The organism is Rhodococcus sp. OK302 (genome assembly GCF_002245895.1).
GTDB lineage: Bacteria > Actinomycetota > Actinomycetes > Mycobacteriales > Mycobacteriaceae > Rhodococcus_F.
Genome location: NZ_NPJZ01000001.1, coordinates 168,648 through 180,324, shown reverse-complemented (window position 1 = coordinate 180,324; position 11,677 = coordinate 168,648). Strand labels below are relative to the sequence as shown.

The window sequence follows — 11,677 nt, the reverse complement described above, 5'->3', positions numbered from 1 at the left end:
TCACGGCGTCACGGAATATCTGCTGAGTCAGATCAATTCGAAGATAGTGGCGTTGGCCTGTCCGCCGGCCTCGCACATCGACTGCAATCCGTAGCGAATGCCGTTGTCACGCATGTGATGTACGAGCGTCGTCGTCAAACGCGCGCCGGATCCGCCCAACGGATGTCCGAGCGCCATGGCGCCGCCGTTCGGGTTCAACCTCTCGTAATCGGCGCCGGTTTCCTGCAGCCAGGACAAAGTCACCGACGCGAATGCTTCGTTGATCTCGAACGCACCGATGTCGTTGATCGAAAGACCCGCGCGAGCAAGGACCTTCGCAGTAGCGGGAATCGGGCCGGTAGCCATCGTCACCGGATCGACGCCGGCCAGGGCGACGGAATGGACGCGGGCGAGAGGCGTCCATCCACGTCGGGCGGCAATATCGCTGGTGGTGACGAGCAGTCCGGCAGCTCCGTCGGAAATCTGCGACGAGTTGCCGGCCGTGATGCGGCCATCTTCCTTGAACGGTGTGGGTAGTGCGCCGAGTCGTTCCAGGGACGATCCACGTCGGATGCCCTCGTCGGCATCGACAAGGCGCGCCGAACCGTCCTCGGTCACTGCCTTCACCGGTGCGATCTGGGCGTCGAAACGGCCCTCGTCGGCGGCGCGGGCAGCGCGCTCGTGCGAGTCGAGCGCATGCTGGTCCAACTGGGAGCGAGAGAGGTTGTACTGCTCCGCGATCATCTCGGCACCGAGGCCCTGGTTGAACTCCACATGGTTGTAGCGCTCGCGAACTGCCGGGCCGAACGGTGTGCCGCTCCCGGTTGCATTGCGTGCCGAACCCATCGGGACGCGGCTCATCGATTCCACGCCGCCGGCGATAGCGATGTCGTAGTGACCGGCGATCACGCCGGCAGCCGCGAAGTGCAGTGCCTGTTGCGAAGAACCGCAGGCACGCTCGACGGTCACTCCGGTGACCGACTCGGGCCAACCGGCGGCGAGTACTGCATATCGGCCGACACCACCGGCCTGTTCGCCGACCTGACTGACAACACCCCACAGGACGTCGTCGATGGTGGCGGGGTCGAAGTCGTTTCGCTCGGCGAGCGAGCGGAGTACGTGCGCCGATAGATCGACGGGATGGATTCCGGAGAGACCACCGTTTCGCTTTCCGATCGGTGTGCGTACTGCGTCGACGATGACGGCGTCGTTCATGGTGTCTCCCTGGTGACCGACTCGACGGGCATGGCCGTCGAGAACCTGGACAGTTAAGTGAATATCAAATAACAAGATCTGGGAAGCAGTGCATCTGAAATATTGTCCGATGTCAAGTTATGGTGAATTCACATATTCCTGCAAAAGGCTTGCTAGTTGCCTATTTAAGTGGTTAAATTTCGCCAGGAGTATGATGTGATCGCAGTCACTCCCGCTGGAAGACTTGACGATACAGACCGTCAATTGCGAATTTTCCCTTACCAGTTTAAGGAGACATCGTGGTGCTAGAACAGCAGGTGAATCGAACTCGGGCCAAGCTCGGAGAAGCGGGTGAATCCCGAACCGTAGCCTGGGGAATGACCAGTGTTCTGGTTGCGATGTACGTCATCAACTTTGCTGACAAGGCCGTGCTCGGCATCATCGCCCAGCCGCTCGCCAAGGAACTCGGTCTCTCCGCTTCCGACATCGGTCTCGCCGGCAGTGCCTTCTTCTTGATGCTCTCCCTCGGCGGACTGCTCTCCGGTGCTCTGGACAAGTGGCTCGGACTGCGGTGGGCGCTCGTCCTGCTCGTCGTCCTGTGGTCCGTAGCGATGCTGCCGCTGATGCTCTCGGCGAGCTTCGTGACCTTGCTGGTGAGCCGGATGATCCTCGGATTCGCCGAAGGCCCCAACTCGCCGCTGTTGTTCTCGGCTGCCTATTCCTGGCATGCGCCGGCACGGCGCGGCCTGCCCGGTGCAATCCTGACGTGCTCCGCATCGATCGCCAAGATCGCGATCGCTCCCATCCTCGCGTACGTAGCCATCACCTGGGGCTGGCGTTCTGCGCTGGTGGCACTGGCCATCTCGGGGCTTCTGTGGGCGGTGTTGTGGCTGGCCGTGTGGAAGGAAGGCCCGTACGGCAGTTCCGCGCACACTGCTCACGGGGATGGGGCGGACTCGGATGCAGTTGCAGCACCTGTCAATGATGCGGAGCCTGCCGTGCCGTGGATGAACATCTTCCGCACCCGCACATTTATCGGCGGAGTCCTGCTCATTGCCGCGGCGTATGCATTGGCGGCTGTAGTCCTCACTTGGCTGCCGTCGTACTTCGAGCTGGGCCTCGGCTATACCCGACTGCAAGCGGGATCGATGTTCTCCATCCCCAGTCTGATCGGCCTCGTGATCATGCTGAGCACCACGTGGTTCAGTGACCGCCTCATCACCCGTGGCGTAAGTTTGCGGGCCGCCCGAGTGATCTTTCCGGCCGTAGGAATGCTGATCGGCGGATCTCTCCTCGTCATCCTGCCGTATATCTCTACGCCGGTGCTGGCTGTGCTCTTCGTGTCTGCCGGCTACGCCATCTGCACGCCGGTGCTACCGCTGCTCAACGCCTGTGTTTCCGAATTGTGCCCGCCCAAGCAGCTTTCCGGAGTTCTCGGGGTCTTCCTGTCACTGATGGCGTTTGGTGGTTTCATTGCGCCCTACATGATGGGTCGCATTGTCGATGCGGCCGGTAAGGGTGGTGACGGCTACGCAATGGCCTTCCAAATCCTCGGGGTTGTCGCTCTCATCGTGGCCGTCATCGGCATCCTCATCATCGACCCCGCTCGAGACAAGAGGCTGGTGCGCCCGGACGCTCCCGTCATCGCCGTACGATAGGCCGATTTCATGACCTCGACATTTGACTGCCACCTCTCCGTTGACTTTGAGGGTCTGCTCACGTTGAAACAACTGGGCAGCAATGAATTTCAGGGTCTTTGTCACGCCGGACATCCGATGAGGGCGTTCGGCGGACAGGTGGCGGCTCAGGCTCTGACCGCCGCGGGTAACACCGTTCCGCCGGAAAATCTCGCGCATTCTCTGCACGGCTACTTCCTCAGCGCGGGCAATCCCACCAAACCCATCGTCTACGAGGTGGAACGGCTCCGCGACGGGCGGTCCTATCGTTCCCGGCACGTCACTGCCCGGCAGGACGGCGAACCGATCTTTGCGCTGTCCGCCTCATTCAAACTGCCCGAAGACGGTGAAAACCGGCAGATGGTGATGCCCGAAGTGCCGCCGCCCGAGGATCTTCCGGATCCGTACGAACACTGGGCGAACGAGCGGCCCGACGAGTACCAGGCGTCCACGACCGCTCGGGTGATGTCTTTGCGGTTCGTTCCACAACTGCGAGTGTCGGATCACCGTGCGGTACCGGGACTTTCGGAGCAGGCCGTCTGGATCAAACCCGCTCAGGTATTGCCTGACAACCAGCTTCTCCACGTTTGTGCGCTCACCTACGGTTCCGACATCACACTGGCATCGACGGCGTCACTGGACATTCAACCGCACCGTTCGATGCTCAAAGGTCGATCTCGGGCGATCGTGACGTCACTCGATCACGCAGTGTGGATTCATCGCCCGTTCCGCGCCGACGACTGGATGCTGTTCTCCCAGAACAGTCCGTCGTCGAGCGATGGCCGTGGTCTCTCGACGGGAAACTTCTGGAGCCGAAACGGCGATTTGGTAGCAACCGTCGTTCAAGAATCACTACTCCGCCGGATCGACTAGAACATTTTCGACCTTAACCATGCATTCCGAACTGTTGGAGGTTTCTCTCTCATGACGCTCGCCTGGCCGACCGATATGCCTCGCACTCTCGACTACCCGGACACGGGGATCGACACCATCCTCGCGGGAGCTGCTCGCGCCTACCCTGATCGAATTGCGCTGCAAGACGGCGATCTTGCACTTACTTTTGCCGAGTTGCATGACCGTGCCCAGCGAGTGGCCGGCGGGTTACGCACGCTGGGAGTTCAACCGGGTGATGTAGTCGCGCTCCACATGCCCAACAATCTCTGGTTTGTGGTGGCGTACTACGGAACACTGTGCGCCGGAGCTGCTGTTGCGCCGGTCAATCCAACTCTGCCGCCGGCAGTGCTCCGAGATCAGCTTGTCGATGTGCAAGCGCGAGTGGTGATTTCGCATCCGAATTTTGTGAAGGTCGTGCACGCAGCTGAAGCTGACTGTGTCCATTCCGTAGTCTGTGTAGAGGAGACACAGACTGCTCCCGCGTCGGAAGGTGTCGAACTCGCTGAGGACGTAGTGCCATTCAGTGAACTGCTGCAGAGCGATCCACTGACCGACTACAGGCCGGATCCGCAACTTGTCGCGCACCTCCAATTGACCGGTGGAACGACGGGACGTTCCAAGGCGGTGCGAGTACTGCAACGGAATCTGGTGTCCAACGTGATTCAGATGGCATGCTGGAGGTCCGGGGTTGCTGTCGAGCACGACGACCTCGGCGGCATACGGATGAGCGCGTCCAAGAGCGACTTCCCCCATGCCTTGGTGCCGGGTGCCGGTGTGAATATCGCTGTGGCACCGCTCTTTCACGGACTAGGGCTGGTCGGGCAGAACGTCAGCACACTGCTCGGTGCAACCGTTCATTTTACCGGCCGATTTGATCCGGACACGATGTTGGCCGACATCGAGCGGTTGGGAGTCACCAACCTGACCGGTTCACCGGCGATGTACTACGCGCTGCTGGCAAGTCCGGCGATCAACCAGTACGACCTGTCATCGGTCATTGCGATCAATTCCGGTGCAGCGCCATTCGATACGACATCCCTCGCAACATTGCGCGCACGGTTCGGCAATGCCTCGGTGAGTGAGGCCTACGGGCTCAGTGAGGCCACCATGGGCGTGACCGGCGCCCCGATGGGTAGTGCGATCCCTACTCCAGCGGACAGTGTGGGAGTCGCGATCTTCGATACCGAATTGGAAATCCGTGACGGGGACGGGAAACCTCTCCCCACCGGTGATGTCGGTGAATTGTGGGTGCGTGGTCCGCAAATCACCGACGGCTACCAAGGGGAGCCGGAACTTACGGCCGTACAGTTCCGAGACGGCTGGCTCGCAACCGGGGACATGGCCAGGCTGGACGAACACGGTCATGTATTCCTTGTCGGACGATCGAAGGACATGATCATCTACAAGGGGTACAACGTGTATCCCCAACCGTTGGAAGAGATTCTGTGTTCGCACCCGGCCGTGGTGCAGGCCGCAGTTGTCGGAAGACCTTCACCGCAGGCCGGCGAGATCGTGACAGCATTTGTAGTCTTGAACCCGGAGGTCCAGGCTGCCGGTGGGTTGGATGCAGTACTCGAAACGGAGATCTCCGACTACGTCGCCGCGAAGGTAGCGCCCTATCAGAAGATCCGGTCTATACACGCGGTGGAGTCATTGCCGCTCACGGCGACGGGCAAGGTTCTCAAGAGTGAATTGCGTAGGCAATTGCGTTAGCAATCTGTGATTCCGGTGGATCGGAGAGTGACCTGCTGCTGGCTCTCCGGTCTATTTTCGGACCTTTCAGACCGATTTGGCTGCAACTGTTGTCTCCGAACATAGTTTCGAATACGGTGGAGGGATGTTGGAGTCGGGGGTGGGAAGTTACGGTCCGTCAGCACCGCTGACCGGGGCCGAATCCGATTGCGCCCTCATCGATCTCATCTCCGAACTGCATTCGTGTGAAGCGAAGTTGGTGGAGCGCAAACTTGCTGCGATTGCCGAGTTCTTCACCCGCCGTAGTGCCGAGCACACGGCCTCCGGAACGTGGTCGTCCACGGCGCACGAGTTGGCGGAATCGGAGATCGGGGCGGTGTTGACGATGGGCCGCGCAGCGGCCGGGAAACTCATCGGCCTGGGTTTCGCGTTGAAGACCCGCCTGCACCGTACCCGGGAGGCGATGGCGCGCGGAGAACTGGATGTCTACCGGGTCGGGTTGATCGACTCCGCCACTGCGAATGTGTCGGATGATTTGATCGACGAGGTGGAACGCCTTGTCCTGGAACAGGTGTTGGCTCCAGCCGTGGATGGTGGGACGGGGTTGACGGGTCGCCGGTTGACGGGCGTGATCGATCGGATTGTGGCGCGGGTGGACCCGGAAGGGATGCGGGAGCGCCGACGTCGTGCGTTGGCGGACCGGTTCATCGGGGTCAGTGCCATGGAGGACGGGATGGCCCGGATCGTGGGCAGTATTCCGGCGGAGCAGGCCCGACTGTTCGACGGTCGGTTGCGGGAGTTGGCTCTGTCGGTGTGCCGGGATGATTCGCGGACGTATGAGCAGCGGCGGGCGGATGCGTTGGGCGCTCTGTTGGATGGTTCGGCGGTGTTGCCGTGTGATTGTGGCCGGGTGGATTGTCCGCAGGACCGTGGTGGGTTGGCGGTGGTGCGTCGGCCGTTGGTGGTTGTGGTGATGTCGGAGTCGACGTTCAATAACAGCGTCGATGGTGGTGACGAGCCGGCGCATCTGGACGGGTACGGGGTGATCAGCGCCGAGCACGCCCGGGAGATCGCGAAGGGTGCGATCGTCAAGAAGGTGCGGGTGCCGGCGGAGCCAGTTTCGGAATCACTGCCGGCGTCGGCGTTGGTCTACCGCCCCGGTGCGGCATTGGATACGTGGCTGCGGGCGGCGGCGGGGAGTTGTCAGTGGTTGCACTGCGACGTTCCGGCGTGGAATTGCGATCTCGATCATCTGGTGCCGTTCGATCACGCCGATCCCGCCAGAGGTGGGAAGACGACCGCGTCGAATTTGTCGGCGTATTGCCGTAATCATCATCGGCTCAAGCATTCCGGCCGGTGGTTGCACACCCCGAACCTGGATCGCACGGTCAGCCTGGTTTCTCCGACGGGGCATTGTTACCGGACCCGGGCGGCGGGGCTGCTGGCGGGAGCAACCGATCCGGTCCTGCCGGAGGGCGGGCCACGAAGGCGCACCAAACTCGAGAACAAGGCTGCCCGGGTTCGGGGTGAACGCCGGCGGCGGCGTGCGCTGATGGATGTTCGGGCGCAGAAGTTGGCGCGGCGGGAGCGGCGGCTGGAAGTTCGGCGGCGGACTCAGTTGTTGCAGCGGTTGATGCGGGTGCGGGCAACAGCGTCGGGACGTAAGTACGTGGTTCGTCCGCGGAAGCCGGTGGATTACGGGGATGATCCACCACCGTTCTGAACGGTTCGGTCCCGACAAGAACGGCGCAGGACAGGCAGTATGGGGTACATGGCAACTCTCACGTGGAACCCCGAAATCTACGGTCGATATGCCGACGAACGCTCGCGGCCGTATGTCGAACTCATCTCACGCGTCGCTGCAGACGAACCTTCCCGGGTCGCGGACTTGGGCTGCGGTTCCGGGGCCTTGACTGCAATGCTTGGTGAGCGATGGCCCGACGCTGATGTTATGGGCACCGATTCGTCGCCCGAGATGATTGCCCAGGCGCCGATGGACCTACCGAGCAACGTCACCATTGCGCTGGAGGACATCAACGAATTCGACGCGGCAGGATACGACGTTGTCGTGAGTAATGCTGCTTTGCAATGGGTTCCGAACCATCGCGATTTGATCGACAAGTGGGCCGATTCCCTGGCATCGGGGTCATGGCTCGCGTGGCAGGTTCCCGGAAACTTCGACGCTCCATCACATGTGCTGATGCGCGACCTCGCTGAGTCCGCGACCTGGCGTGACCGCGTGGGCGGGGTGCTTCGCGGACCCGAAGGCGTTGACAACCCGGTTGACTACGCCGCGCGGTTGCACGCACACGGGTTTGAGGTCGACGCCTGGGAAACGACGTACGTCCATGTGCTGGCCGGCGAAGATCCAGTTCTGGGATGGGTACGGGGCACCGGTCTGCGTCCGGTACTCGAAGCCTTGGGTGAAGTTGACGGTTTCGAGTTCGAACAGCAGTACTCGGAGCTGTTGCGTGAGGCCTACCCGACAACCTCGGCGGGCACGCTCTTTCCGTTCCGCAGGGTCTTCTGTGTGGGACGCAAGAGGTAGCTAGCTCACTGTCACAAACCCTTCCGAGACCATCCAATCCCGTGCAACTTCGGCAGGTTCCTTGCCTTCGACATCGACCTGTCGGTTCAGTTCCGTCATGACCTCGTTGGTGAGCCGGGCCGAAATTGGTGCCATGATCTCGGCTACCTGCGGATGGGCGTCGGCAAAACTCTTCTTCATCACCAATGCCGGATTGTATTTCGGGAAGAAGGAAAGATCGTCGTCGAGCAGTACGAGGTCGAGGGCGATGATGCGGCCGTCAGTAGTGAAGACCTCGCCGAACTTGCACTGATTCCCGTCGGCGGTTGCTTGATAGATGATGCCGCTCTGCAGGATCTGTCGCTGCGCACGACTTGCATCGAATCCGTATTTGGCTGCCAATCCGGGGAATCCGTCCTGGCGTACGTTGAATTCGGTTTCGACGCACGTCACAGCAGCCCCCGGATCCGATTCAACTAGGCGTGCGTAGTCCGAAATCGTCTTGACGCCGGTCTTTTCGGCAGTTTCCTTGTTCATCGCCAAGGCGTAGGTGTTGTTCATCGGTGCCGGATCGATCCAGACCATGTCATTTTTGGCCAGATCTTCATCTCGCACGGCATCGAACTGTGCCTGCGAGTCGGGTAGCGGAATCTCGTTGCCGAGGTGGTTGATCCAGCCGGTACCCGTGTATTCATAGGTGAGATCGATCTGCCCGTTCAGTTGGGCGTCCCGAGTGCTGTTGGTGCCCTGAATATTTGTGAGGTCACGAACGTCGGCGCCGGCTGCGACCATGGCGAATTCGATCATGTATCCCAGGATTATCTGTTCGGTGAAGTCCTTGGACCCGACGGTCATCTTCACACCCTCGAGTTCCGGAACCGGCTGGATGCTGCCCGGGCCTACTGCCAGGGGAACTGCGCCACCGGATTCGAGACCACACGATGCAACAAGGGTGAGGCCAAGTGCAACTGCAACGACCTTCCAGCCGCGCTTCTTCTTCGACATCATCGCAATCCCTTGGGGCCGAGGAACTGTTCGGCCAATGCGCCCAACCAGTCCAGCAACAAGGCCAGCGATACGGCAAGTACCGCACCTACCACCAGCGTGACGTTGTCGCGAAGTTTGTAGCCGGTGTCGATCATGATTCCCAGGCCACCGGCGCTGACGAGGAAGCACAGCGTCGCTGTTCCCACGGCCAACACCAACGAAGTGCGAAGGCCGGCAAGGATATAGGGGACAGCCATGGGGAACTCGAGATGTCGCAGGATGGTGAACGACGACATTCCCTGACCACGTCCCGCGTCGATCAGAGTCTTGTCTACCTGCTGATAGCCCAGAATTGTATTGCGTAGCACCGGAAGCAACGAATAGAACGCGATGGGGAACACCCCGATCCAGAATCCGGTGGTTCGGGTGGCCAGATAAAACAGGACCAGCAAGCCTACTGCCGGTGCGGCCGCGCCGATGTTGGCTATTCCCACAATGATCGGGGCCAGCCGCGTGAACCGGGGCCGCGTCAACAGGGTGCCGAGCGGCACTGCCAGCGCAACCACGATGATGACGACCGCGGCGGTGAGCATGATGTGCTGCCACGTCAATGTCGCGATGTTTGTTGCGTTGATACTGGCCTTCTGGGTGGCGGTCAGATCTCGGGTGAATGCCCAGATCAGCACGCCGACTACAAGAATCAGGACGATGATCGGCTGAACGAGCAACCGCGCCCGCTCTGCTCGACGTGTTGCGGCAGTTTCCGCGGCGCCCAGATCGACGGTCGCGGCGGCGAGGTCTGCCGTCGACGCGCTCACTCCGCATCCTCGTCGTGATCATGTTCATGTTCTGCGCGCATCTCCGAAAGATGGCTGACCAGTGAGTCGATGGTGATGAGTCCGACGTATTCGCCGCGTAGGCCGGTGACAACCGTGGATGCGTTGCTCTCGGCAAGCAAGGCCTCGAGTGCGTCCTGCAAGGTCGATTGAATCGAGACGGCCTCGCCGAGTTCGTTGCCGATACCGCGCAGCGACGTCGCGTGAGCGAGGTGCATCGGCGATACCCAGCGGAGGGGGCGGTCGCGCTGGTCCAAGACCAGTGCCCACTTCCATTTACGATCTGCGAGTTTACTTCTCAAACCTTCGACCGAGTCGGTCTCACGGGCTGTGACGCACTGCTTGAGCTTGATCTGACGCACGCGAGTCAAGGTCAACTGTTTGAGCGAAGCGTCGGCGCCGACAAATCCGGCGACCATGTCGTTGGCGGGGTTGGCGAGAATGGCCTCGGGAGTGTCGTACTGCATGATGCTGGATTGGTTGCCCAGGACGGCAATCCGATCGCCGAGTTTGACGGCCTCGTTGAAATCGTGAGTGACAAATACGATGGTCTTCCCGAGTTCCGATTGCAGACGCATCAATTCGTCTTGCAGAAGTCCGCGCGTGATCGGATCCACGGCGCCGAAAGGTTCGTCCATCAGCAGAACCGGGGGATCGGCGGCAAGTGCTCTCGCAACCCCGACGCGCTGCTGCTGACCGCCGGAAAGCTGTCGCGGGTAGCGATCACGGTAGGTATCCGGATCAAGGCCGACAAGATCGAGCATTTCGTCGACACGCTCTGTGATTCGCTTCTTGTCCCAGCCGATGAGGCCGGGAACAGTGGCCACGTTCTTGGCGATCGTGAAGTGCGGAAACAGGCCGGCCTGCTGAATCGAGTAGCCGATACCGCGTCGTAGCTTGTCCGGGTCGATGGACAGCGCGTCTTTGCCGTCGATGGTGATTTTGCCGGAGGTGGGCTCGATTAGGCGGTTGATCATGCGCATTGTTGTTGTCTTGCCGCAACCGGACGGTCCGACGAAGACGACGATTTCGCCCGCCGGAATCGTCAGGGACACGTTGTCGACGGCGGCATCCTTCTGTCCCGGATACCGTTTGGTCACGGATTCCAGGACGATCTCAACGCCGGAAACCTTCTGATCTGCGGAGATGCCGGACGGGATGGTTTCAGTCATGAAAGACCCCTCGAAGTAGTGAGACGGCCGATGATGACGTAGATACCGTCGAGAATCAGGGCCAGAATGACGATGAGAACGGTGCCGGTCAGGGCCTGGGGAACCGCATTGGGGCTGCCGACGCGGGACAGCCCGGAGAAGATCAAGTTGCCCAGTCCAGGGCCTTTGGCGTACGCGGCGATAGCGAGGATGCCCATCAGCATCTGGGTGCTGACGCGCATTCCGGTCAGTATCGACGGCCAGGCGATGGGTAGTTCGATACGACTCAGAACGCGGAGTCGGTTCATACCGACGCCACGTGCTGCGTCGGTGATGGCCGGGTTGACCGCGGCGAGTCCGATGATCGTGTTTCTGATGATCGGAAGCAGCGCATAGAGAATCAACGCAGTGATGGTGGGTGGGACACCCAACCCGAGAATCGGAATGAGAAGTCCGAGAAGTGCAAACGACGGAACGGTCAAAATCGTGCTGGCCAGTGCTGTCGCCAGTGACGAACCAACAGGGCTGCGGTACACAAGAATTCCGATGAGCACCGCAGCAATCGTTGCGATGATCACCGACTGGATAACGGCTGAAACGTGGAGATAAGAGTCGGTCAATAGCTGTTGTCGTCGTTCGACGACAAAATCCCACAGTGCGCCCATATTTCCGAACCCACTTTCTTTCGGACATCTGCTCGCTCGAAGGCGTACCCCTCGCACACATCCGGTACACAAGCCG

At 60.7% G+C, this 11,677-nt stretch carries 10 protein-coding genes; 5 read left to right on the top strand and 5 right to left on the bottom strand.

What is annotated here, in order from left to right; genetic code table 11:
• Positions 1 to 27: 27 nt before the first annotated feature.
• The gene (locus BDB13_RS00830; RefSeq protein ID WP_094269977.1) at positions 28 to 1,194 is read right to left on the bottom strand and encodes a thiolase family protein; all 1,167 of its coding nucleotides are present in this window, start codon (positions 1,192 to 1,194) and stop codon (positions 28 to 30) included.
• Positions 1,195 to 1,490: 296 nt separating this feature from the next.
• Between BDB13_RS00830 and BDB13_RS00825 the strand changes: the two genes are divergently transcribed.
• The 5 genes from BDB13_RS00825 (at position 1,491) to BDB13_RS00805 (ending at position 7,983) form a co-directional block, all read left to right on the top strand.
• Positions 1,491 to 2,831 carry an MFS transporter gene (locus tag BDB13_RS00825; RefSeq protein WP_441347220.1) on the top strand — a complete coding sequence of 447 codons (1,341 nt, stop codon included), beginning with the start codon at positions 1,491 to 1,493 and terminating at the stop codon, positions 2,829 to 2,831.
• A 117-nt stretch (positions 2,832 to 2,948) separates the two neighbouring features.
• Positions 2,949 to 3,722 (top strand): acyl-CoA thioesterase, encoded by a 774-nt coding sequence (locus BDB13_RS00820; RefSeq protein WP_254922653.1) that lies wholly within the window; start codon positions 2,949 to 2,951, stop codon positions 3,720 to 3,722.
• Between the two features lie 51 nt (positions 3,723 to 3,773).
• Positions 3,774 to 5,456, top strand: coding sequence for a class I adenylate-forming enzyme family protein (locus BDB13_RS00815; RefSeq protein WP_094269975.1), 1,683 nt, complete (start codon positions 3,774 to 3,776; stop codon positions 5,454 to 5,456).
• A gap of 124 nt (positions 5,457 to 5,580) precedes the next feature.
• On the top strand, positions 5,581 to 7,158 hold the full coding sequence (locus BDB13_RS00810; RefSeq protein WP_094269974.1) for an HNH endonuclease signature motif containing protein: 1,578 nt from the start codon (positions 5,581 to 5,583) through the stop codon (positions 7,156 to 7,158).
• Positions 7,159 to 7,206: 48 nt separating this feature from the next.
• A complete protein-coding gene (locus tag BDB13_RS00805) occupies positions 7,207 to 7,983 on the top strand; it encodes a trans-aconitate 2-methyltransferase (protein WP_094274575.1) in 777 nt (258 codons plus the stop codon).
• On the opposite strand, the gene BDB13_RS00800 is transcribed toward BDB13_RS00805, so the two are convergent.
• Genes BDB13_RS00800 through BDB13_RS00785 form a run of 4 tightly spaced genes read right to left on the bottom strand, consistent with a single transcriptional unit; the run spans position 7,984 to position 11,601 of the window.
• A complete protein-coding gene (locus tag BDB13_RS00800) occupies positions 7,984 to 8,967 on the bottom strand; it encodes a glycine betaine ABC transporter substrate-binding protein (RefSeq protein ID WP_094274574.1) in 984 nt (327 codons plus the stop codon). It abuts the gene before it with no gap.
• Complete coding sequence (locus tag BDB13_RS00795; RefSeq protein WP_094274573.1) at positions 8,967 to 9,725, bottom strand: ABC transporter permease; 759 nt, start codon at positions 9,723 to 9,725, stop codon at positions 8,967 to 8,969. Before BDB13_RS00795 ends, BDB13_RS00800 begins: the two co-directional genes overlap by 1 nt.
• 38 nt (positions 9,726 to 9,763) lie before the next feature.
• Entirely contained in the window at positions 9,764 to 10,957 is a 1,194-nt protein-coding gene (locus BDB13_RS00790; protein ID WP_094269973.1) for an ABC transporter ATP-binding protein, read from the bottom strand.
• Positions 10,954 to 11,601, bottom strand: coding sequence for an ABC transporter permease (locus BDB13_RS00785; protein WP_094269972.1), 648 nt, complete (start codon positions 11,599 to 11,601; stop codon positions 10,954 to 10,956). The genes BDB13_RS00790 and BDB13_RS00785 overlap by 4 nt, the downstream gene beginning before the upstream one ends.
• Positions 11,602 to 11,677: the final 76 nt, after the last annotated feature.